Annotated in this window: 17 protein-coding genes and 1 tRNA gene; 9 read left to right on the forward strand and 9 right to left on the reverse strand. The window is 66.2% G+C overall.

The genetic code is table 11. The features are described 5' to 3' along the window. Positions 1 to 23: 23 nt before the first annotated feature. Positions 24 to 3,977 carry an ATP-dependent RNA helicase HrpA gene (hrpA, locus tag KY499_RS17375; RefSeq protein ID WP_219885933.1) on the reverse strand — a complete coding sequence of 1,318 codons (3,954 nt, stop codon included), beginning with the start codon at positions 3,975 to 3,977 and terminating at the stop codon, positions 24 to 26. 156 nt (positions 3,978 to 4,133) lie between these two features. Next, entirely contained in the window at positions 4,134 to 4,301 is a 168-nt protein-coding gene (locus KY499_RS17380) for a hypothetical protein (RefSeq protein ID WP_183164467.1), read from the reverse strand. 81 nt (positions 4,302 to 4,382) lie between these two features. On the opposite strand from KY499_RS17380, the gene KY499_RS17385 reads away from it, so the two are divergent. After that, positions 4,383 to 5,354 carry a helix-turn-helix domain-containing protein gene (locus tag KY499_RS17385; protein WP_219885934.1) on the forward strand — a complete coding sequence of 324 codons (972 nt, stop codon included), beginning with the start codon at positions 4,383 to 4,385 and terminating at the stop codon, positions 5,352 to 5,354. Here KY499_RS17385 and KY499_RS17390 read toward each other — a convergent pair. Beyond that, on the reverse strand, positions 5,351 to 5,704 hold the full coding sequence (locus KY499_RS17390) for a protealysin inhibitor emfourin (RefSeq protein WP_375141102.1): 354 nt from the start codon (positions 5,702 to 5,704) through the stop codon (positions 5,351 to 5,353). The genes KY499_RS17385 and KY499_RS17390 overlap by 4 nt on opposite strands. Positions 5,705 to 5,776: 72 nt before the next feature. Next, positions 5,777 to 6,829 carry a M4 family metallopeptidase gene (locus tag KY499_RS17395; protein WP_123254954.1) on the reverse strand — a complete coding sequence of 351 codons (1,053 nt, stop codon included), beginning with the start codon at positions 6,827 to 6,829 and terminating at the stop codon, positions 5,777 to 5,779. Between the two features lie 669 nt (positions 6,830 to 7,498). Between KY499_RS17395 and KY499_RS17400 the strand changes: the two genes are divergently transcribed. Then, positions 7,499 to 8,086 (forward strand): hypothetical protein, encoded by a 588-nt coding sequence (locus KY499_RS17400; RefSeq protein WP_219885935.1) that lies wholly within the window; start codon positions 7,499 to 7,501, stop codon positions 8,084 to 8,086. Between the two features lie 251 nt (positions 8,087 to 8,337). Beyond that, positions 8,338 to 9,588 carry a sodium:proton antiporter gene (locus KY499_RS17405; protein WP_123254953.1) on the forward strand — a complete coding sequence of 417 codons (1,251 nt, stop codon included), beginning with the start codon at positions 8,338 to 8,340 and terminating at the stop codon, positions 9,586 to 9,588. Positions 9,589 to 9,846: 258 nt separating this feature from the next. Here the strand turns inward: KY499_RS17405 and KY499_RS17410 are convergent, their stop codons facing one another. The 5 genes from KY499_RS17410 to KY499_RS17430 form a co-directional block, all read right to left on the reverse strand. Then, complete coding sequence (locus KY499_RS17410) at positions 9,847 to 10,839, reverse strand: Gfo/Idh/MocA family protein (RefSeq protein ID WP_258190853.1); 993 nt, start codon at positions 10,837 to 10,839, stop codon at positions 9,847 to 9,849. 198 nt (positions 10,840 to 11,037) lie between these two features. Continuing rightward, positions 11,038 to 11,110, reverse strand: a tRNA-Arg gene (locus tag KY499_RS17415). A 100-nt stretch (positions 11,111 to 11,210) separates the two neighbouring features. Beyond that, entirely contained in the window at positions 11,211 to 12,746 is a 1,536-nt protein-coding gene (locus KY499_RS17420) for an FAD-dependent oxidoreductase (RefSeq protein WP_123254130.1), read from the reverse strand. Further along, positions 12,743 to 13,615, reverse strand: coding sequence for an FAD:protein FMN transferase (locus KY499_RS17425; protein WP_123254129.1), 873 nt, complete (start codon positions 13,613 to 13,615; stop codon positions 12,743 to 12,745). Before KY499_RS17425 ends, KY499_RS17420 begins: the two co-directional genes overlap by 4 nt. A gap of 36 nt (positions 13,616 to 13,651) precedes the next feature. After that, complete coding sequence (locus KY499_RS17430) at positions 13,652 to 14,110, reverse strand: hypothetical protein (protein ID WP_123254128.1); 459 nt, start codon at positions 14,108 to 14,110, stop codon at positions 13,652 to 13,654. A 206-nt stretch (positions 14,111 to 14,316) separates the two neighbouring features. Here KY499_RS17430 and argS point away from each other — a divergent pair, with 206 nt between their 5' ends. From argS to rho, 6 genes are all read left to right on the forward strand, one after another. After that, complete coding sequence (gene argS / locus KY499_RS17435; RefSeq protein ID WP_219885936.1) at positions 14,317 to 15,981, forward strand: arginine--tRNA ligase; 1,665 nt, start codon at positions 14,317 to 14,319, stop codon at positions 15,979 to 15,981. Positions 15,982 to 16,016: 35 nt separating this feature from the next. Beyond that, entirely contained in the window at positions 16,017 to 17,576 is a 1,560-nt protein-coding gene (locus KY499_RS17440) for a diaminopimelate decarboxylase (RefSeq protein ID WP_219887061.1), read from the forward strand. After that, the gene (locus tag KY499_RS17445; protein WP_219885937.1) at positions 17,577 to 18,893 is read left to right on the forward strand and encodes a homoserine dehydrogenase; all 1,317 of its coding nucleotides are present in this window, start codon (positions 17,577 to 17,579) and stop codon (positions 18,891 to 18,893) included. Further along, positions 18,894 to 20,000 (forward strand): threonine synthase, encoded by a 1,107-nt coding sequence (thrC, locus tag KY499_RS17450; RefSeq protein ID WP_123254125.1) that lies wholly within the window; start codon positions 18,894 to 18,896, stop codon positions 19,998 to 20,000. A 53-nt stretch (positions 20,001 to 20,053) separates the two neighbouring features. After that, positions 20,054 to 20,989 carry a homoserine kinase gene (gene thrB / locus KY499_RS17455; RefSeq protein WP_123254141.1) on the forward strand — a complete coding sequence of 312 codons (936 nt, stop codon included), beginning with the start codon at positions 20,054 to 20,056 and terminating at the stop codon, positions 20,987 to 20,989. 372 nt (positions 20,990 to 21,361) lie between these two features. Then, on the forward strand, positions 21,362 to 23,500 hold the full coding sequence (gene rho, locus KY499_RS17460) for a transcription termination factor Rho (protein WP_219885938.1): 2,139 nt from the start codon (positions 21,362 to 21,364) through the stop codon (positions 23,498 to 23,500). The last annotated feature ends 114 nt before the right edge of the window (positions 23,501 to 23,614 follow it).

Below are 23,614 nucleotides of genomic sequence, written 5' to 3' on the forward strand. Positions count from 1 at the left end.
GGCCTCCTGCCCCTTCGGGGGCTTCAGGCCGGCGCCAGCACTTTGTTAAGCGCCGCCCGGATCCGCTTTTCGGAGACCGAGTAGGCGGTGCCGAGCTCGACGGCAAACAGGCTCACGCGCAGTTCCTCGATCATCCAGCGGACACGGGTTAACTCGGTCCCGGCCCGGCGGCCGGGCAGCAGCGCCGAGACGGCATCGTCGTAATCGTCCTCGATCGCCTGGACCGCGGCCATGTGCTGGGCGTCGCGCTGGACGTTGCCGGGCAGCTTTTCGAGGCGTTTTTCGATGGCGGCGAGGTATCGGGGCAGCTGGCTGAGCTGGGCGTAGCCCGTGCGCGCCACGAAGCCCGGGAAGACCAGTTGTTCGAGCTGGCTGCGGACATCGTTCAGGGCGCTGATCAGGGCCAGGCTGGTGGTTCCCTTCAGCTGCTTCTCGATCCGGCGCGTGCTGGCGAGGATCCGCTCGACGACGGCGGTCACGGTGAAAACCGTGTCGATCAGTTCCGCCCGGACATTCTCGTAGAGCTCCTGGAACGAAGCCTCGTCCCAGGGCAGGGCAGCCGGCGTGAGCTTGTCAATGGCGGCGAGGGAACAATCCGCGATCAGGGCCGAAACGGAACCGTGGGGGTTCTGGCTGAACGTCAGTTTCTCCGTGTTGTTCAGGTGCTCAAGGACGTAGCGGTCCGGCGGCGGAACCTTCAGGGCAAGGAGCCGGATGACACCGGCGCGCATGGCCTGTTCCTGCTCGGAGCCGGTCTGGAACAGGCGCAGGGCCACGGAGCTGCCCTCGTCTACCAGCGCCGGGAAGCCGGTGACGGTATGTCCCGCGACGATGCCCTGGACCTGGCGCTGGACAGTCCCGAAGGACCAGCCGGTGAGGCCGGACTGCTCAGCGAAACCGCCGGGTCCAGCCGCCGGGCGGGATGCGGTGGCGCCGGCCAGGGAGCCGGCCGCGTCGCGGCTGTCTGCACCGCGGGCCGCTGACTTGCCGGACGTTTTGGACTTCGGCGCCGTCGTTGACGGGGTGGCACCGAGGGATTCCGCGATGGCCCGGCGGGTGGCAGGGGCCAGCCGTTCCTGCAGCCCCCCAAGGTCTTTGCCCTCATCGATCACCTTGCCCAGGGAGTCCACAACGCGGAAGCTGACCCGCAGGTGCGCCGGCACCGCGTCCCAGTTCCATGAACCCGGCGGAATGACCTGCCCGCGGATCCGGCGCAGGACAAGCTCCAGTGAGGGCTCGAGCTCGTCGGCGGCGGGATCGAAGCCTGCGTCGAGGGCTGCCACGGCCTGACGGGCGACGTCCGGGGCGGGAACGAAGTTCTTACGCACCTGCTTTGGCAGGGACTTGATCAGCGCAGTGATGAGTTCAACGCGTTGGCCCGGGATCAGCCAGCGGAACGCTGCGTCCTCGAGCTGGTTCAGGAACAGTACCGGGATCTCGGCGGTGACGCCGTCGGAGGGGTTGGGCGGCGAACCGGGCGCGACCGGATGGAACTCGTAGCTCAGCGGCAGTTCGAAGCCCTTGTGCAGCAGGGTCTTCGGATACGCCGCGTCATCCAGCCCGTCGGCGTCCTCGCTGATCAGCAGGGCCTGGTCGAAATCCAGCAGCGCCGGGTCCTGTTGCCGCGCTTCCTTCCACCACTTGTCGAAGTGCCGTTCGGAGACGACCTCCTTGCCGATCCGGGCGTCGTAGAACTCGAAGAGGGTTTCGTCGTCGACAAGGATATCGCGGCGGCGCATCCGTGCCTCCAGCTCCTCGACTTCGTGGAGCAGGGCACGATTGCGGTGGAAGAACTTGTGGTGCGTCTGCCAGTCGCCCTCCACGAGGGCATGGCGGATGAAAAGCTCCCGGCACAGCTCCGGTTCGACCTTGCCGTAGTTAATGCGGCGGCTGGGGATGATGGGCACGCCGTAGAGCGTGACCTTCTCATGCGCCATCACCGAGCCCATCTTCTTGGACCAGTGCGGCTCGCTGTAGCTGTGCTTGACCAGGTCCGGAGCGACCTGCTCGGCCCAGAATGGATCGAACTTCGCGGCTACGCGGGCCCACAGCCGGCTGGTCTCGACGAGCTCTGCGGCCATTACGAAGGTGGGGGACTTCCTGAACAGCGCCGAACCGGGGAAGATCGCGAAGCGGCTGCCGCGGGCACCGGCGTACTCGCGCTTGCGTTCGTCCAGGATGCCGATGTGGCTCAGCAATCCGGAGAGCAGGCTGATGTGGATGCCCTCGTGGAGGCCCACCGGGTCCGCAAGCCGGCCATTGTCCAGGCTGATGCCCAGCGGCCGGGCGAGCTGGCGGAGCTGGGCGAAGAGGTCCTGCCATTCCCGGACGCGCAGGTAATTGATGAACTCGGCGCGGCAAAGCCGGCGGAACGCGGAGGAAGAGAGCTCCTGCTGCTTCTCCTGCACGTAGTTCCAGAGGTTGAGGAAACCGGTGAAGTCCGAGTTCTCATCCCGGAACCGCGCGTGCTTCTCGGCGGCAAGCTGCTGCTTGTCTGTCGGGCGTTCCCTGGGGTCCTGGATCGTCAACGCCGCCGCGAGGATCATGACCTCCCGGACGCAGCCGCGCCGGCCGGACTCGACGATCATCCGGCCCAGCCGGGGGTCGACCGGCAGCTGGGCGAGTTGCTGCCCGACGGCGGTCAGGCCGCCGGATGCCGGCGGCCTGAGGGCCCCGAGCTCGCGCAGGAGGCTCACGCCGTCGTTGATGGCGCGGGAATCCGGCGGCTCCACAAACGGGAAGTTCTCCACGTCCTTGGGCCCGCGGGCCACCCCCATGGCGGTCATCTGCAGGATCACGGCAGCGAGGTTGGTGCGCAGGATTTCCGGGTCGGTAAACAGCGGGCGGGACTCGAAGTCCTCTTCGGAGTAGAGCCGGATCGCGATGCCGTCGGAGACACGGCCGCAGCGGCCGGACCGTTGGTTGGCGGACGCCTGCGAGACGCGTTCGATCGGGAGGCGCTGGACCTTGGTGCGGTGCGAGTAGCGGGAGATACGCGCGGTGCCGGTGTCAATGACGTACTTGATGCCGGGCACGGTCAGGGAGGTCTCGGCGACGTTGGTGGCCAGGATGATCCGGCGTTTATTGCCGGGGTGGAAGACCTTGTGCTGTTCCTGCAGGCTGAGCCGGGCAAAGAGCGGCAGTACTTCGGTGCCGCTGAGCCGGCGGTTGGACTGGATCCGTGCGTTCAGGGCCTCGGCAGCGTCGCGGATCTCGCGTTCGCCCGAGAAGAAGATCAGGATGTCCCCGGGAGCCTCCAGCGCCAGTTCGTCGACGGCGTCGCAGACGGCATCGAGCGGGTCCCGGTCCTCCTCAAGCTCATCGTCCGAGGCTGCAACAGGATCGTCGCCGGCGGCACCGCCGGCGGGCTGGGAGAGCGGGCGGTACCGGATCTCGACCGGGTAGGTGCGCCCGGAGACCTCGATGATGGGCGAGGGCTCGTCTTCGGAGCCGAAGTGCTTCGCGAAGCGCTGCGGATCGATGGTGGCCGAGGTAATGATGATCTTCAGGTCCGGGCGCTGCGGCAGGATCCGCTTGAGGTAGCCGAGGATGAAGTCGATGTTGAGGCTGCGCTCGTGCGCCTCGTCAATGATGATGGCGTTGTACTTGCGCAGGAGCTTGTCCCGCTGAATTTCCGCCAGCAGGATGCCGTCAGTCATGAGCTTGACCTTGGTGGAGCGGCTGACCTCGCCGGTGAAGCGGACCTGGAAGCCGACCTCCTGGCCGATCTCAACCCCGAGCTCCTCCGCAATGCGCTCGGCAACCGTCCGCGCGGCGAGCCGGCGGGGCTGGGTGTGGCCGATCAGGCCGTTTTCGCCCAGGCCCAGTTCGAGGCACATCTTGGGAATCTGGGTGGTCTTTCCAGAGCCGGTTTCGCCGGCAATGATGGTGACCTGGTTGGCGGCGATGGCTGCCATCAGATCGTCGCGGCGCTCGGAGACCGGCAGCTCGGCAGGGTAGGAAATATGCAGTGTCATGGCTGGAGACAGTCTACTGGGGGAAGCGGCCGGGGGTTGCCGGGGGCTCCCCGTGGCGGACGGCGTCCATCCGGTGCGGAGGGTGTGGGCGGTTGAGGCGGGTAGCGGGTACGGGGTGCTGGGGGTGTCCGGGTGGTGTCCGGTCTGGCGCCGGGCTTAGAGGATCCGGCGAAGGTAGGTGACGCTGGGCAGATCCAGCGCCGTCCAATCGTCGTCGGAGCGGACGGCGGGAGTATGGCCGCGCCCGTCGTCGCGAAGGCTCTTGATGGTGGCGGCAACGGTGCTGAGGATAAGGATGATGAGGGCTGTCCCGAGGAGTTCCATACCTCCATGGTTCTCCGACGGGGACCACAATAACAGTGGCAGTAACGACCAAAATGAACGAATTTCTGCCATAATTGATTCATGCTTAGTTCCGTGGCCGTCATCGTTTTACCGCCTCTTGCGGCGTTCGAATTTGGCGTAGCCGCCGAGGTGTTCGGCATCGACCGCTCGGCCCGGGAACCCGGTCTGCCGCGCTTCGATTTCCGCGTGTGCACGGTGGTTCCAGGCCCGGTCACCCTCAAGGGTGGCGTGTCCCTGCTGGTGGACCGGGGCCTTGAAGCAACCGCCGACGCAGACCTGGTCATCATGGCTCCCTTCGGGGACAACGACGGACAAGTCATCCCGGAACCGGTGCTGGACGCACTGCGGGCGGCCCACGCCCGGGGCGCCTGGGTGATGTCGATCTGTTCCGGAGCTTTCGCGCTGGCCCGGGCAGGACTGCTCGATGGCCGGCGCTGCACGACGCACTGGCATTTCTCCGGGCTGCTGGCAGAACAGTATCCGCAGGCGCTCGTGGACGAGAACGTGCTGTACGTCCAGGACGGCCGGGTCATTACGAGCGCTGGAACGGCTGCAGGGATCGATGCCTGCCTGCATCTGGTCCGGGTCGAGTTCGGCGCCAAAGTTGCTGCCGCGATCGCCCGCGACATGGTGGTTCCGCCACACCGCGACGGCGGCCAGGCCCAATACATCGACCGGCCGATCCCGGCGTGCGGGTCCGAGCCGATGGAGCGGCTGCTGGAATGGATGGTCCGCCACCTGCAGGAGGAACATTCCGTCAACGAGCTTGCCGCCCGGGTCCATATGTCCCCGCGCACCTTTGCCCGACGGTTCCGGGCCGAAACGGGGGCCACGCCCGCGGCATGGCTCAACTCGCAACGGGTCCTGCGGGCGCAGGAACTCCTGGAGACCACGGATTTCAGTATTGACGAGGTGGCCCGGGCGGCGGGCTTCGGCCACTCGGTCTTGCTGCGGCACCATTTCATCAAAGCGCTCGACACCAGCCCGCAGGGCTACCGCCGCGCCTTCCGGGGACAGCTGGCCACAGTCTAGCCGGACGGTGTCTGCCGGCCTTTCCGGGGCGCTGCCGCTTCTGCGGCTTCCCGGGCGAGCTCCACGAGGGTCCGCCACGGCCCGGTCAGGGAGTGCTCCGGCACCGTTGCCCGGTGGCGCCCGGCCCGGATGTTGTAGGTGAAACGGTCCGGCCCTCCGCCGCCCGGGAAGCCCCGGTCCGGCCGGGGAACGGTGTCCCACGGGCACGCCTCGACGACCGGCTGCCAGCGCTGCTCTTCGTCGGCAGACGCCGCCTCGGCGGTCCAGACCCGCTTGATGCCGGCAAAGCCGCCGCTGCGCTCGACGGTGATTTTCAGCCGGCTGGGATTCTCATTAGGCAGAAATTTCATCAGACTGCGATCGTCATGGGACTGCGGTCCTGATCAGGCTGTGGCACTGAAGGGCCGCGGCCCAGGGGAAAGTTAGAGCTTTACCTTCACAGTTTCCCATGCAGACCGCACCGCGTCATGCTCTTTCGAGCCCGTTCCGTAGCGCTCCTTGGCTGTACCGGCCGTCGCCCGGGCGAAAGTCCTGAAGGTGGCCTTGGGCGAGAGAGATCCGCCGGTCAGGGTTTCGTACCAGATCTGCGCGGGCGCGTCCCAGGCATTGCCGCCCAACGCAATGGCAACGAGACAGAACGCCCGGTTCGGAATGCCTGAGTTCAGGTGCACCCCGCCGTTGTCTGCGCTGGTCCGGATGTATGAATCCATCGAGTCGGGCTGCGGGTCCTTGCCGAGAATATCGTCGTCGTAGGCGGTTCCGGGCGCCTTCATGGAGCGCAGGGCAGAACCTTGGACCTGATCCGTGAAGAGGCCTTCCCCGATCAGCCAGCTCGCCTCGGCGCTGGACTGCTGTTTCGCGTACTGCTCCACCAGGGCGCCGAAAACGTCGGACATCGATTCGTTCAGGGCGCCGGCCTGGTACCGGTAGACGAGTCCGGCCGAATACTGCGTCACCCCGTGCGCCAGCTCGTGGCCGATCACGCTCAGTGACTTCGTGAAGCGGTCGAAGATCTGCCCGTCCCCGTCCCCGAAGACCATTTGCCGGCCGTCCCAGAAGGCGTTGTCATAGCGCTCGCCGTAGTGCACGGTGGCGATGAGCGGCAGCCCGCGGCCGTCGATGGAGTCGCGGCCGAAGGCATCCGTGTAAAGCCGGTGGGTGTGCCCCAACCCCTCGTAGGCTTCGTCTGCCGCAGGGTCGCCGGTCGGCGGCGCCCCCTCTTTTCGGACAATGGTGCCGGGGAGTTCCTCGATGGAACCGGCGTTGTAGATGGTTCGCTCCGGCGGACCGGGCTTGGCCCCGTGCAGGCCCGGGGGTGCCGGGGGAGTGGCGGGAGCCAGCTGCTCACGGGTTTCCTGGAAAGTGTGGGCGTGCCGGAGGGCTTTCCGGGCAGCCTCGGCGGCCCCGGTGAGCTGAGGTTCGCGCAGGGACGCCACGCGGCGGAGCAGGTACGGAGGAACGATGGAACAGAACATGCGAGACCTCTTTTCGCTTCTGCGGGTTCCGGGAAGCCGGGCAGCCCTGCGGACGGCGGCCGGATCCCGCTGCCGATGCGAACAGCCTACGTCCGGGCACCGACAATTTGCGTGACCCGGTCCCGGCGGGGTGAAGTTCCGATCCGAGGCCGTGAAGGCTCCCGGGCGGGAAGGATACGTGCCCGTTCCGCCACGTGTGGCGGTCCCGCCGGTCAGGCACCGATGGGCGGGTTCCAGTGTCAAAGGCGTGCATCATGTTGACGCGTCAAGGTAACCATCGCGTCAAGGTCAGCATCGTGCGGGCACCACTGACGACCGGGCGACCGCCCGTAGGCCGATCCTGCCACGCCTCAACAAAACCCCGGCGTTCTTCCAGCTAGAGTCACACCTATCTGGCCGTGATCGGGTGGTCCTGCCAAAGCAAGCAAGAAGGGAATCCATGTCGGCCGTAGGAAACGATGGAGATGGCGTCCCGGCTCTCCGTCAGCAACTCCGGGACGCTGTCGACCCGCCGGGCACGCAATTCGCGTTGATGGAAGGAATCCGGGACTCGTCCGGGGCAGAGTGCCCATGACGGACTCCGGACAAAGCCCCCCTCCCGGCGGCAGCTCCCCGGGAAGCGACCGGCTTCGTACAGCGGAAGAAGTGGCCGGCCGCCTGGATAAGCCCATGGGAATTTTGGGTGTCATTTTCCTTTTTGTGGTGCTCGGCCAGCTGATAGCGACAGAGCCCGTCATGGTGGGTGTTCTCGCCGTCATGGGCTGGGCGTTCTGGGCCGTGTTTGTTGCTGAATTCCTGCTGCGCGCGTACATTGCCGGCTCCAGCAAGGACTTCTGGAAGAAGAGCTGGTGGCAGGTTATTTTCCTCCTCGTACCTTTCCTTAGGTTCTTCCGTGCCCTGCAGGCCTTCAGACTCGTCCGCATCGCCAGGCTGGCCCGCTATGGCTCAATCCTCTCGGCAGGAGTCCGGGGCTCCCGCTCGGCCGGAAGGCTTTTGACCAGCAGGATCGGATGGCTCACCGCCGTAACAGCGGTCGTGATCCTGGCATCAAGCCAACTCCTCTACGCGACTGGCGAGCACGACTCGTACGCCGAATCCCTCTACGAGTCAGCCATGGCCGCCATCACGGGCAGCGGAATCACCGGCGACAGCATCTTCTCCCGCATCATCCAGGTCCTTCTGGCCATCTACTCGGTGGCCGTCTTCGCAACCCTGGCCGGGACCCTGGGCGCCTACTTCCTGAGACGGCAAGATTGAGCGTCGCCACGGGGCGCCAAGTGTGCAAGCGTCGCAGCAGCAATTTCCCGCGGCGAGTCTTTTAGAGGGATGCGTTTGCCTGCCACCTCGCGGTTAGCGGTGCCTGGCGATTCATTCGGTGGAATGATTGTCCCGTGTCCCGCGGCCGGATTCGGCGACCGGGTGTTGGGCCTTGGACTGCTGGACTGCCCGAACCCTGCATGAAAGTGCGCAGTTCGACCGGGATTGTTTGAGAACCAACGGAGGAAGCCATGTCAGAGCTCCTGATCATTTCGGTTGTTGTTTTCGGCTTTGCCATGGTGTCTGGGCGGCTGTCCCTGTCGCCGGTCACGGCACCGATGGTATTTACCGCGGTCGGAGTTCTGCTCGGTGCGGTCGGCGGGCCGTGGTTTCACCTTGATTTGGAGAGCGAGGCGGTCTCCTTGCTGGTGGAGGCCACCCTCGTGCTGGTCCTTTTCACGGATGCCGTGCGCATCGACCTGAGGATGCTGCGACGCCAGATCCTGCTCCCCGCACGTCTGTTGGGTATCGGGCTGCCGCTCACTATCGTGCTTGGGACCCTCGCTGCTGCCGCGCTGTTCGGGCGGCTCACGATCGTCGAGGCGGCGCTCATCGCCGCCATCCTTGCGCCGACCGACGCCGCGCTTGGCCAGGCCGTGGTGAGCGACAAACGGCTGCCGGTGCGCATCCGGCAGGGACTGAATGTGGAGAGCGGCCTCAACGACGGAATAATGGTTCCGATAGTGACGGTGTTCCTTGCGATCGCAGCGACGGAGACGGGTGCGACTGCGGGCAAGTGGGGCCTGTTTGCTGCGCAGCAGGTCGGATTCGGGATCCTCGCCGGGGCTCTGGCTGGGGTGCTCGGCGGGTGGCTGCTCCACCGCTTCGCCTCGGCCGGCTTTGTCGACGGAATCTACCGCCAGCTCGCGACGATCGCGATTGCTGTCGCTGCGTTCACGAGCGCAGGAGTGGTGGGGGGAAACGGGTTCATCGCTGCCTTCGTTGCCGGGCTTGCGTTCAGTCATGTCGCTCGCGAACAATGCAAAAACGTTCAAGACTTCACAGAGGACGAGGGTGAACTCCTGGGGTCCATGACGTTTCTGGTGTTTGGTGCGGTGTTGGCTGCCCCGGTGCTCGGGTCGTTGACCTGGCAGATCGCACTGTACGTTGTGCTTTCATTGACCGTAGTGCGGATGCTGCCGGTGCTGGTCGCGCTCGCCGGGTCCCGCACCCGCTTCGAGACCCGCCTGTTCATCGGGTGGTTCGGGCCGAGAGGGTTGGCGTCAATCCTGTTCGCACTCCTGGTCTTCGAGCAGTTGAGCGGGACCGTGGCCGACGCAGTGTTTTCCGTTGCGGTGTGGACGATTCTGGTGAGTGTGTTTGCTCACGGCATCACGGCGAGCCCGTGGACGTCACGACTCGCCCGTCGCCTGAATGAGGCACCAGCTTCCGCACCTGAAATGGTTGAGGTTGGCGAGATGCTGACCCGCCGCCGCCTGTGACGGGCTGGTGTCGCGTGCCGGCCGCGAACCCGTCGCTGTATCCACCACGAACAGGCGTCACCTGCAGGGGTCCCGGCCGTGTGCATGCGTTTGGGAAGACTTCTCAGCTGGGTCGACGCCGAAAAGTACTGGGACTGCCCCTGCACGGCTGACGCTTTCCGCCTCAAGGGGAAGTTCTCCAGGGCCCAACTGCTTGGGGATGTCGAGCGGCGAAACCTTCAGTTAACGCCTGGGCCAGCGCCAGGATGTGGTGTCGGTTCAGACGCCCCCATCGTGTTCCCGCGCTGCCTTGTCGAGAGCTTCCAACACCCGCGCGTTGTTGGCCGCGTCCGTGAGGTCGTAGCGGAGCGGCGTACCGTTCAGGACGCTGTCGGCGAAGTGTTCGCCCATCCGTACGAAGTGGTTTTCGCCCTTGACCTCGTGATAGATGGTGTCCTGCCCGAAGTGGTGCTCCTCCAGGACCGAGTCCTCCTCCAGGAGCCCAAAAGGATTGTTGAGGTAGAGCCGGCCACCGGTGCCGGTGAGCTCCAGAAAGTTGCGTCGCTCGAGGTTCACTCCGGTGTCAAGAAGCGCCGTGGCGCTGCCGGGAAAGCGCAGCATGCCCGCGATGCTGGTGTCGATTCGACCTCCGTCGTTGGCGTCGCGGTAGTTGCCAAAGGCGGCGACGTGAGCCGGCTCCTGCGCCGTGACCATCCGGCTGACGTTGACGCAGTAGGACCCCGCATCGAAAAGTGCGCCTCCGCCGAGCCCGGTGTACCAGCGGATGTTGTCGTCCCCGCCCGCGTCGAAGGAGTGACCGACGTGGACGAATGTCAGTTGGCCCACTGCATGGGCCGCGAGCAGCTCTTGCAGCTTTTCGAACCGCGGGTGGAAACGGTACATGAAGCCTTCCAGGACTTTGAGCCCGGTCTCGTCGGCCCTGCGCGCAATCTCCTCGCACTCGGCGGCGCTCATCGCCAAGGGTTTTTCACAGAGGACGTGCTTGCCTGCGTCCAGGGATTTTAGAATCCACTCGAGGTGCAGTGCGTTCGGCAACGCAATGTAGACAGCGTCGATGTCCGGGGAAGCGAGCAGCGCCTCATAAGAGCCAAACGACTGTGGGATGCCGTGCTTATCGGCGTACTCCCTGGCCTTTTCCTCGGTGCAACACAATATCCACACGTGGGTCTGCCATGAGCTACTCAATGGCCTCAGTGCGTGCTCCGTCGATACGTCCAGTATCGGGCCCGCAATGTAGTGCTCAAGAGCCATCCCGGAAACAGAAATATAGATCGTCCGGGGGTCTGGGGACGCCGGCTTCGTGTTTTGGATACGCGAATCAACCGACGTCGTGCCTGGCCGCCCCCAGTGCGGACAGGGGAGAGCCGGAGGGGATGCCCGGACCGTACGTCTGCCAAAGTGAGCAGCAAAAACCCCGCCACTTTGTTGAAGTGACGGGGTTTTCTTTTGTGCCCTCGATTGGAATCGAACCAACGACCTTCTGCTCCGGAGGCAGACGCTCTATCCCCTGAGCTACGAGGGCAGTCAGGGATCCTGCCTAAACCGGCGGGACGTCCTAGAGCTTAGCAGGAAGGTGGCCCCCAAGGGAAAATCGACGCGGGCGGGGTGTCGCGACGGGCCGGTCAGTAGCCCGCGAAAGAATCGACATGGATCCGGCGGGCGCCGGCACCGCGGGCAGCGGACCGCAGCGACCGCACACTCGCGGGCGAACCGGACACAAAGACATCCCGTGCGGAAATATCCGGCACAAGCTCACGGAGACGGGCCGCATCGAGCCTGGCGTCCCCGGCGTCCTGTGCGAACCCGGGCGCGGCAGACCCATCAGCGAGCCGGACGATAACGCGCGCTCCGGAGCGTTCGAGTTCGTCCGCGTAGGCCAGCTCGTCGGTGCTCCGGACCAGATACAGCAGGACAACGTCACGGTCCCGGGCTGCGCTGGTGCCCAGCTGGGCAAGGTAAGGAGTGATGCCGATGCCGGCGGCAATCAACAGCACCGGAGCCTGGCGGTTCCGGGGCAGGACAAAGTCGCCGCCCACGGCGGTTCCGGTCAGTTCCTCGCCGGGTTCCAGGGCCAGCAACGAGCGCTTCGCGGAGGACAGCGGTGCGGCGATGCCCACACCGATCCTCAGCTCGGGAGAGCCAGGAGCACTTGTCAGGCTGAAAATCCGCCGCAGCCCCTTTCCATCGGCCCGGGTGTGGGGCAGATGCAGTTCCAGGTACTGCCCGGCCGCATACCGGAGGGGACGGGTCGGGCGGAACCGGAACTCCGTCGTCGTCGGCGTCAGTGGGCGCGAGCCTTCGAAACGGAGCCGGATGCCACCACGCTGTCCGGCGGCAAACGCCAGCAGGTTCCCGACCAGGAGCGCGAGCTCGGGGGAGTTGGCCGCCAACCCCAGATTGAATGGGACGGCGAAGAGCAACGCGACGACGCCGGCGAGCGCGAGCTGCTGCCAGCGCCGCGGCGGCAGGGTGAGCGGCTCAGTAAGCATAAAGCCGACGAAGAACAGGACAGGACGTTGCGCGACGGCCTGCCACAGGGCCGTACCGGTGTCCAGACCTGCACGGAGCAGTTCGAATGTCACGATGCCCACGGTGAGGACCGTGAATACCGCGGCCATCTGCAGTTTCCGGACCCGGTAGAGGACCAGGAGCACCCCTGGCAGGACGAGCCACAGCATGGCCGGGGTCGCAGCCCACCAGGTTGCGATGTTGAGGCCGGTAAGGCCGGTCAGGAACGCGCCGGCAGCAGCAGGGTTGAAGATGTGCCGGCCGCGCCAGGCCAAGGCGTACTTCGAGGCTGACGCCAGCACGCAGGCCAGGGCCACACCCGCGAGGTCCGGCAGCCGCACGCCGTCGGTGAGCTGTGTGGGCCAGAAGAGGAAATACAGCAGCAGGCCCGTGATGAGCGAGGATTCCGCGTGCGGGCGAACATGGAAGACCGCAGCCAGTGCCCGGTTGGAGGCATAGGTCAGGCCGAGACAGAGAACCAGGTGGGCGAGCATCTCCGGCAGCCCGAACGTCAGCCAGCCGAGAAGGTCGAGCAGCAGGCTGTAAACGGCAAGGACCGCGAGAACCAGAAGAACCAGCCGGTACATGGTGAACCGGCCCAGGGCCGTGTCCAGCCGGGCGGCAGCCGGAGCTGCTGAACGTGTTGTCATGAGAAAAGTGTCCCCTCGAAATCGGCGGAGAATTCGGCGTGTCCGTCCGAATACACGGTGAGCCAGGCAAAATCGAACTCGCGCTGCAGCCTGGCACCTTCGACGAAAAAGAGCGCGGTTGCGAGCGCATCGGCGACCATCGCCGTCCCGGCCATCGCCCAGCTGGCGACGACGGACCGGACAGGTGATCCGGTGGTGCCGTCGAGGACATGATGGAGGCCTTCGCCCCAGACCCGACGGTTGGCGGCCGAGGCGCACAAGGCTCCCGGGCCGAGCATCACGGTGCCAATTCCCTGGCCGTGGTCGGCGGGATGCTCCAGGGCGATCCGCACGGGGTCCGGTCCCCGGTTCAGCAGGTCCCCGCTGGCGTCGATGAAATGCTCGCCGTGGCCGCAGGCGTTCAGCTCGGCGGACAGCAAATCAGCCAGTTGACCCTTGCCGGCAGCGCCGACGTCGATGGTGACGGGGGCGGCGGTGGTCACGACGGACCCCTGCCAGTGCAGGACGTCCTCCCACCGCGGCGCGGGCAGCGGCGGACCGGCCGCGCGCAGCGAGTACCGCGCATCGTAGCCAAGCTGCGCCAGGCTTCCGCCGACCAGCGGTGTCATGGCGCCGCCGGTGAGCCGGTAGAGGGTGCCATAGAGCCGGCCCAGGTCCGTCGCCCCGGCGGGGAGTTCATAACGCCCCGGGCAGCGCGCGATGGTGGCTACGAGCGAGTCGATCCGGAACCGGGACCAGGCGGCGTCATAGCCGGTCACGACGTCAAGCAGGCGTTGCCTAATGTCGGCGGACAGCGTGGACGGCGTCGAGATTTCCCAGCCGGTTCCGATTCCATCGAACGTGAACGACACCCAGCCTGGATGCGGCACGCCTGCTCCTCTGCCTCGCCGCCTGTCCCGGTCCGGCTACGAGGCCTGGGTCTTGATCTTGGCCACGGCCTCGTTGAAGCCGCCGCTGGTCAGCGAGGACCCGGCCACCTTCGAGACACTGATCGCGTCCAGTTTCTTCCCCACGATCTGGTCCTGGATCCCGCCGGCGAACTCGCCCTGGAATTTCTTGGTATTGGGGTTGGACGGGTGCGGCGTGATCTGGACACCGGACACCGTGCCGCCGGCCAAGGTCAGTTCAACGCCCACAGTCTCCGTGCCGTTCGGGGAGACATAGTTGCCATCAGCGCTGTAAGTGCCGTCCTTATACGCGGTGGAGCCTCCGCCGGCTGCGGCGGAACCGGGAACCCCGGTCGCTGAAGCTGCGGGAGCGGCCTCAGCTGCGGGGGTTTCTGCCGGGGCGCAACCGGCGGCGCTGCCTGCCAGGGACAAGCCGGCGAGGCCGGCGAGGACACTCTTGCGGATTACGGAATTCATAGTGTGACTCCATTCGTTGCGACGACCGGACAGGCGGGGGCTGCGGACAGCGACACCACTAACAACGTCGACACCAGCGTATCGGTTCACTCTGTTCGGCGGGGGAACCCGGGCGGGCTGGGACCGGACACCGCACGCGGCTGTTACGCCCACAACCGAATGTTGCCGAATTCCGCCACACTCCGGCCCACCGGTAGGCTGGAACTGTGACCCCAGAAGAACTCTCCCTCGCCATATCCGCCTGCCTGAAAGACGCCGTCGCCGGCGGCGACATCGCGCTGTCAGCCTCGGACATTCCGGACGAGGTGCGCGTCGAACGCCCGAAGAACAGGGATCACGGCGATTGGGCCACCAACATCGCCCTGCAGCTGGCCAAGGCAGCGGGCACCAACCCGCGGGAATTGGCCTCCGTGCTCAGCGCCCGGCTGAAGTCCATCGACGGCGTCTCCGCCGTTGACATCGCCGGCCCCGGGTTCCTCAACATCACCGTGGATGCGGCCGCCGCGGGCGCGCTGGCCCGGGCGATCGTGGACGCGGGCCCGGCCTACGGCACCAACTCGGCGCTCGCCGGACACGTGGTCAACATGGAATTTGTCTCAGCCAACCCCACCGGGCCGCTGCACATCGGCCACACCCGCTGGGCGGCGCTGGGCGACTCGGTTGCCCGGGTCCTGCGGGCGTCCGGGGCGGACGTCACCGCGGAGTACTACATCAACGACGCCGGATCGCAGATGAATGTCTTCGCGCATTCTGTCCTCGCCAGGCTGCACGGCCGGGATGTGCCGGAGGGCGGCTACCCCGGCGGATACATCGCAGACCTCGGCCACGAGGTCCTGACCCGCCACCCGGACATCCGTGAACTCACCGACGTCGCGGCGCTCCCGGTGATCCGCGGTGCGGCCTACAAGGCGCAACTGCAGGACATCAAGCAGACGCTGGCGGAGTTCGGCGTCGCCTTCGACGTGTTCTTCTCCGAACAGGAGCTCCACGACGCCGGTGCGATTGCTGACGCCGTCGCACGGCTGCGCGAGCAGGGACATGTCTACGACGACGGCGGTGCGGTCTGGCTGCGCACCACGGACTTCGGTGACGACAAAGACCGCGTGATGATCCGCGCCAACGGCGAGCCCACCTACTTCGCCGCCGATGCCGCGTACTACCTCTCCAAGAAAGACCGTGGCTACACGGAAAAGATCTACCTCCTCGGCGCCGATCACCACGGCTACATCCACCGGCTCAAGGCGATCGCTGCCGCCGCGGGCGATGATCCCGACGTCAACATCGAGGTCCTGATCGGGCAGCTGGTCTCCGTCAACGGCGCCAAACTGTCCAAGCGCGCGGGCAACATCATCGAGCTCAAGGACCTCATCTCCTGGCTGGGCAAGGACGCAGTTCGTTACTCGCTGGCCCGCTTTCCGGCCGATTCGCCGCTGACCCTGGACCCGGAACTGCTCAAGAAGCACAGCAACGAAAACCCGGTCTTCTATGTCCAGTACGCGCATGCCCGATCGCGCGGAACGGCCCGTAACGCCGTGGCAGCAGGCGTCGAGCGCCGTGTTGACGGCAGAGACCGCTTCGAGGCCGCGCTGCTGGACCACGCGACGGAGAATGAACTCCTGTCCTATCTCGGCAGCTACCCCTCGATCGTGGCCAAGGCCGCGGAACTGCGCGAACCGCACCGCGTTGCCCGGCACCTGGAAGTTATTGCCGGCGCCTACCACCGCTGGTACGACGCCTGCCGCGTGGCGCCCCAGGGCGAGGACGTGATCACTGATCTCCACCGCACGCGGCTGTGGCTCAATGACGCCACCAGCCAGGTGCTGGCCAACGGACTGGAACTGCTGGGCGTTTCGGCGCCGGAACGGATGTGACCGCCATGAACGCAACCCCCATGAACGCAACCCCCATGAACGCAACCCCCGGGCACCGGGCCGGGCCGGGTTCGCCGCTGGCACCGGAGTGGCTGCAGGTTCCCGCGGACCTGAATGCCCTCCAGGAACCGCTGTGGGCAGCCGGTGTCGCCCGGAACAACGACGGCGAACTCAGCATCGACGGGCTCTCCGTCAGCGAGCTCCAGCGCCAGTTCGGCACACCGTTATTCGTGATGAGCGAGACGGACTTCCGGGCCAGGGCCCGGGCGTTCAGCGACGCCTTCAACGAGGCCTTCGCGGACATCTGCGGCGGCGTGGACGTCTACTACGCCGGTAAATCGTTCCTGTGCACCTCCGTTGTCCGGTGGGTGGAGGAAGAAGGGCTCCGGCTCGACACCGCCTCCGGCGGGGAACTCGCCGTCGCGGCCCGCGCGGGTATTCCCGGCGCCGACGTCGCGCTGCACGGCAACAACAAATCCGACGCCGAGATCAACCGGGCCCTGGACATGGGACTGGGCCGGATCGTGGTGGACAGCCTGGCCGAGCTGGACCGGGTTGCCGCGATCGCCGCCCACCGGGGTGACACCGCCAAAGTGATGCTCCGGCTGACCCCCGGGGTCCACGCCCACACCCACGAGTTCATCGCCACCGCGCACGAGGACCAAAAGTTTGGTCTCTCAATGGCCGGCGACTCCACCGAGAAGGCCGGGTTGTCCGCGGCCGAGGAAGCCGTGGCCGCAGCCGCCGGCTACGGCAGCATCGAACTGCTGGGCCTGCACTGCCATATCGGCTCCCAGATATTCGAACCCGACGGATTCGCCCTCGCCGCCGTGAAGCTGCTGGAGTTCCTGGCCGCCATGCAGACCAAGTACTCAATTGTGCTGCCGGAGCTGGACCTCGGAGGCGGCTACGGGATTGCCTACACGCCGGTGGACACGCCGCGGCCCGCAGCGGACATCGCGCAGGCGATGGCCGCCGTCGTCCGGTCCAAGTGCGCGGAGCTGGACATTGTCCCGCCCCGGATTTCAATCGAACCGGGCCGCGCCATCGTCGGCAGCAGCACGTTTACGCTCTATGAAGTCGGCACGCTTAAGACCATCCGCGTTGATGCCCCCGTCGCAGACGACGCTGCAGTCGACGCTGCAGACAGCGCCAAAGAGGGTGCTGAAGACGGCACCGCAGGCGCCGTCAGCACCGCACGCGGCGCCGCGGCCGGGAAGAACGTTACGCACCCCCGCCGGTATGTGTCGGTGGACGGCGGGATGAGCGACAACCCCCGGCCGGTGCTGTACGACGCGGATTATTCGGCGATTCTGGCATCACGGACTTCGGACGCGGCTCCGCAGCTGTCCCGCGTGGTGGGCAAACATTGCGAGAGCGGCGACATAGTTGTTAGAGATGTATATCTGCCCGAGGACGTGGCAGCCGGTGATCTGCTCGCTGTACCGGGGACCGGCGCCTACTGCTGGGCCCTGTCAAGCAACTACAACTATCTGGCCCGGCCGGGCGTTGTCGCTGTGCGCGACGGATCTGCCCGGCTCATTGTCCGCGGGGAAACCGAAGAAGATCTGCTCAACCGCGACATGGGAGTCTGAATGACTGAATTGCGAACCCTGAAAGTAGCCCTGCTCGGCTGCGGCAACGTCGGGGCCCAGGTTGCACGAATTCTCCTCGAAGACGCCGAGGCGTTGGCCTCCCGGACGGGGGCACGTCTGGAGCTGACCGGCATTGCCGTCCGGAACCTCGACACCAAGCGCGACGTCGAACTGCCGCAGGAGCTGTTCACCACCGACGCCGAATCGCTGGTCAAGGATGCCGACCTCGTGGTGGAGCTGATGGGCGGGATCGAACCGGCCCGCAGCCTGATCCTCAGCGCCCTGCGGAGCGGTGCTTGCGTCGTCACCGGCAATAAGGCGCTGATTGCGCAGGACGGCGCGACACTGCACGAGGAAGCGGACCGCGCCGGCGTGCAGCTCTCCTACGAGGCAGCCGTTGCCGGGGCCATCCCCATCCTGCGGCCTATCCGGGACAGCCTCTCCGGCGACCGGATCACGCGCGTGCTCGGGATCGTCAACGGCACCACGAACTTCATCCTGGACCAGATGGACTCCACGGGAGCGCAGTTCGCCGACGCACTGGCCGAAGCACAGCGCCTGGGTTACGCCGAAGCCGACCCCACCGCCGACGTCGAAGGCCATGATGCCGCCTCCAAGGCCGCCATCCTTGCCGCTCTTTCCTTCCACACCCGGTTCGCCCTGGATGATGTCTATTGCGAGGGCATCAGTTCGGTCAGCGCTGCCGACATCGCCGCAGCGAAAGACGCCGGGTTCGTCATCAAGCTGCTCGCCATTGCCGAGAAACTCACCGACGAGCAGGGCGCCACGGGCGTCTCCGTCCGGGTCCACCCGACGCTGCTCCCGCGGGACCACCCGCTGGCAGCTGTCCGTGGTGCGTTTAATGCGGTCTTCATCGAAGCCGAGAACGCCGGCGAACTGATGTTCTACGGCCAGGGTGCCGGCGGGACCCCGACAGCCTCGGCCGTGCTGGGCGACCTCGTGTCCGCCGCCCGCCGGATTGTCCTGGGTGGCCCGGCCGGTACGGAAACCACCACCGGCCACGTCGCCGCGCTGCCCATCGACGCTGCTGTCACGAGCTACTACATCGGACTCGACGTCGCGGACCAGCCCGGCGTCCTGGCCCGCATTGCCCAACTCTTTGCAGAGCACGGCGTTTCCATCGAGATCATGCGGCAGACCATCCACCGGGCCGAGGACTCCTCTGTGGAGTCCGCGGAGCTGCGGATTGTGACGCACCGTGCAACCGAGGCTGCCCTGGCAGCAACCGTCGAGGCCGTCAAGCGCCTGGACGTCATCAATACCGTCACATCCGTACTGCGGGTAGAAGGGGTCTAAGTGGCTCACCAATGGCGCGGAGTCATCCGCGAATATGCTGAACGTCTGCCGGTCACCGAGGCTACGAAGGTCATCACCCTCGGCGAGGGCGGCACGCCGCTGGTCCACGCGCAGAAGCTCTCCGAGCTGACGGGTTCGTCGGTGTACCTCAAGGTCGAGGGCATGAACCCGACCGGTTCCTTTAAGGACCGCGGGATGACCATGGCCATGACGGCGGCGGTCGCCGCCGGCGCCAAGGCTGTTGTCTGTGCCTCCACCGGCAACACCTCCGCGTCGGCCGCGGCCTACGCGACGGCGGCCGGGCTGCAGTGCGCAGTCCTCGTCCCCGAGGGGAAGATCTCCATGGGCAAACTGTCCCAGGCGATCGCCCACGGCGCCACGCTGCTGCAGGTCGACGGCAACTTCGACGACTGCCTGGACATCGCCCGCAAGCTCGGCGAGTCCTACCCGGTATTCCTGGTCAACTCCGTCAACCCGGCCCGGATCGAGGGCCAGAAGACCGGTGCTTTCGAAATCGTCGATTCCCTCGGCGACGCGCCGGACTACCATGTGCTTCCGGTCGGCAACGCGGGCAACATCAGCGCGTACTGGAAGGGCTACAAGGAGTACGCGGCACCGTTTGAATCCGCCACGGCCGGCACACTTCCCGCCGTCGCCACGAAAACTCCGATCATGTGGGGCTTCCAGGCCGCCGGTGCGGCCCCGTTCGTTGCCGGGCATCCCATCACCGACCCTGACACCATCGCGACGGCCATCCGGATCGGCAACCCCGCCTCCTGGGAGACCGCCGTGGGTGCCCGCGACGAATCCGGCGGAGTGATTGAAGCCGTGACGGATGAGGAGATCCTGTCCGCGCACCGCTGGTTGTCCGCCCGCGAAGGCGTTTTTGTGGAGCCCGGCTCCGCCGCCGGCGTCGCAGGCCTGATCAAGAAGCACGCCGCAGGGGAGGTGCCCGCCGGGAAGACCATCGTGATCACCGTGACCGGTCACGGACTGAAGGACCCGCAGTGGGCCCTCCGGACCGAAGACGGCAGCGACGTGCAGCCGGTCAAGGTTTCCAACGACGTCGTTACCGTCGCCGCAGAACTGGGACTGGAAGCAAAATAGCCTTGGAAACCACCCTTACCGTCCCCGCCGAGCCGGCTGCCGTCAATCCTGCGGTGCCGGCCGCGCAGGTGGTCACCGTCCGTGTCCCCGCCACGAGCGCCAACCTGGGACCGGGCTACGACAGCCTCGGGCTGGCCCTGTCACTTCACGACACCCTCACGGTGGAAACCCTGGCCAGCGGGGAACTGGAGTTCGAGCTCAGCGGTGAAGGGGCGGATTCGCTGCCGCGCGACGCCACGCATCTGGTCGCCAAAGCCATCACAGAAGCCCTGCACCGCCTCGGATACCGGCACGAAGGGCTGCGGATCACGGCGGACAACGTCAACCCGCACGGCCGCGGCCTCGGCTCCTCGGCGTCGGCCGTCGTGGCGGCAGTGTCCGCAGCCAACGCCCTCGTGCCCGAAGCGGCACGCCGCGGCAAGGACTGGATTCTCCAGCTCACGAGCGAAATGGAAGGCCACCCGGACAACGTTGCCCCGGCCATTTTCGGTGGACTGGCGCTGTCGTGGCAGAACAGTGACCAGTACAGCAGCACTTGCGCAACGGTCGCACCGACGGTCATTCCGGTCGTGGCCGTTCCCGATTACGAACTGTCGACCGAGGCCGCGCGGGCGCTGCTGCCGGCCTCGGTGGGTCACCACGCCGCGGCGATGAATTCCGGCCGGGCCGCGCTGCTGATCCATGCGTTGACCCGGGACCCGGAGTTCCTCCTGCCTGGCACCGAGGACTACTTGCACCAGAGCTACCGGGCCCAGGCGATGCGGCCCAGCGCGGACCTGATTGCCGCACTGCGGCGGGCCGGGCACGCCGCCGTCGTCTCCGGAGCGGGACCCACGGTCCTGGTGCTGGCCGACGGCGAGCAGGACGCCCAGGCGGTACTGGACTTCATCGCAGCCCACACCGCACGCAACACGCCGGAGGTGGGCTGGCGGGTGATGAAACTGGCTGTGGACATCGAAGGTGCTAAAGTGGAAGTGCACCGGCGGTAATCGCGCAACTGTTCACCTTCGCAATTGTTCATCAGCGCAACTGTTCATAAGACCGTGATGTTGGCCCTGTAGCCTTTCTCATCTTTTGACGCGTCTCGTCTTCACTGCGTCTCGTCTTCACTGCGCAATATTTTCCGGTGCCACCTGCTTTCGGTCTGACGCAGGACTTTGCAGAGCTGCTCTGCACTCCCTCCATGTCAGCCCGCCGTTCCACGTGATTTGGAACGTGCAAGGTGACGCAATATCCGGTCCTGCTGGCCAATATCCGTCCGGCATGACCGACAATCGCGTCTGCAGATCTGAACTGCAGCGCAGATCAAATCATCGCGTCCAGCTCCCAGTCTGGACGCCGTCGAGGGGGAAGGATCCTTCGTGACCGAAACCACTGAGCTGTCTTCAGCTGTGGACACATCTTCTGCTGCCGGATCGTCAACGGAAGCACCCGTAAAGAGCAGTGGCCTCGCCGGCCTCAAGCTCGCCCAGCTCCAGGCGCTTGCCAGCCAGCTGGGTATTTCCGGCGGTTCCCGCATGCGCAAGGGCGATCTGGTTTCGGCCATTTCAGCCCACCGCGCGGGCACTCCGGTCAGCAAGGCTCCGGCCCGTAGCGCTGCGAAGACGGCCGAGAACGGTGCCGCTCCGGCTGCTGCGGCGCCGGCCGCCGCCGAGGCTGAAGCCCCGGTAACGGAAAACCCGCGCACCCGGACACGCGGACGCAGCCGCCGCGCCGGCAGCGACGGCATCATTACGGCAGCCGCCGCCGAAGTGCCGGCCGCTGCCCAGGAGTCAGCGCCTGCCGTCGAAGCCGCCCCCGAGGCCGCACCCGCAGAGACCAGCGAACGCCGCCAGCCGCGGACCCGCAACCGCCGGCGCGGCGAAGCTGCCACCCAGTCCGGCCAGGGTTCCGAGACCACGGAAGCACCGGCCGAACAGCCCGCAGGCGAACAGCGCACTGAACAGCGCGGCGAACAGCGCACTGAACTGCGCACTGAACAGCGCACTGAACAGACCACCGAGCAGCGCGGCGAACAGCGCCAGCAGGAAAAGCGGTCCGAACAGGGCAGCGACGACGGCCAGCGCCGCGAAAACACCCGGACCCGCGGTGGCCGCGACAGCGCCGACACCCGCGATAACTCCCGCGACAATGACGACAACGACGGCGGCAGCCGCCGGAACCGCCGGAACCGCCGCGACCGCAACGACCGCTCCGGCGGCCAGGACAACCGGGACAACGCCCGTAACGATCGCAGTGACCGCAACAGCAGCTTCCGCGACCGCAACGACCGCCGTCGCGGACGCGTCCAGGGACCGGACTTCGACGACGTCGAGGTCACCGATGACGACGTGCTGCTGCCCGTCGCCGGCATCCTGGACGTGCTGGAAAACTACGCGTTCATCCGCACCTCCGGCTACTTGCCGGGCCCGAATGACGTTTATGTCTCCCTCGCCCAGGTCAAGAAATACAACCTGCGCAAGGGCGACGCCGTCGTCGGTGCCATCCGCGCACCACGCGAAGGCGAGGCCCAGCAGGGGAATCAGCAGCAGACCGCACGCCAGAAGTTCAACGCACTGGTCCGTGTCACCTCGGTCAACGGCAAAACCCCTGAGGAGCTCAAGGACCGGGTCGAATTCGCGAAACTCGTTCCGCTGTACCCCTCCGAGCGCCTGCGCCTCGAGACGGACCCCAAGAAGATCGGCCCCCGCGTCATCGACCTGGTTGCCCCGATCGGCAAGGGCCAGCGCGGCCTGATCGTTTCGCCGCCCAAGGCCGGCAAGACGCTCATCCTGCAGTCCATCGCGAACGCCATCACCACCAACAACCCTGAGGTTCACCTCATGATGGTGCTCGTTGACGAACGTCCCGAAGAAGTCACGGACATGCAGCGCACCGTCAAGGGCGAGGTCATTGCCTCAACCTTCGACCGTCCCGCCGACGACCACACCACGGTGGCCGAACTGTCCATCGAGCGCGCCAAGCGTCTCGTGGAAATGGGTATGGACGTTGTGGTGCTCCTGGACTCCATGACCCGTCTGGGACGCGCGTACAACCTGGCCGCACCCGCTTCGGGCCGTATCCTCTCCGGTGGCGTCGACTCCGCGGCCCTGTACCCGCCGAAGCGGTTCTTCGGTGCTGCCCGCAACATCGAAAACGGCGGCTCGCTGACCATTCTGGCGACGGCTCTTGTCGAGACCGGCTCCAAGATGGACGAGGTCATTTTCGAAGAGTTCAAGGGCACCGGCAACATGGAACTGCGCCTGTCACGCCAGCTCGCGGACAAGCGCATCTTCCCGGCTGTGGACGTCAACGCGTCCGGTACCCGCCGTGAGGAAAACCTGCTGTCGCCCGAGGAAGTCAAGATCATGTGGAAGCTGCGCCGCGTCCTGTCCGGACTCGAAACGCAGCAGAGCCTTGAACTGCTGACAAACAAGATCCGGGAGACCCAGAGCAACGTCGAGTTCCTGATGCAGGTGCAGAAGACGACGCTGGGTGCGAAGTCCGATAACGACAAATAGCGTCGCGTAACCGCTCGAAAATTGGCGGCCCCGCCCCTACGCCGGGTGGCAGACGATCTGCGATCGTCAGCCACCCGGCTTCGGCAGGCCCGAAGCCACTCCCAGGCCGCCAAT

The sequence above is a fragment of the Arthrobacter sp. PAMC25284 genome (assembly GCF_019443425.1).
GTDB classification, from domain to species: domain Bacteria; phylum Actinomycetota; class Actinomycetes; order Actinomycetales; family Micrococcaceae; genus Arthrobacter; species Arthrobacter oryzae_A.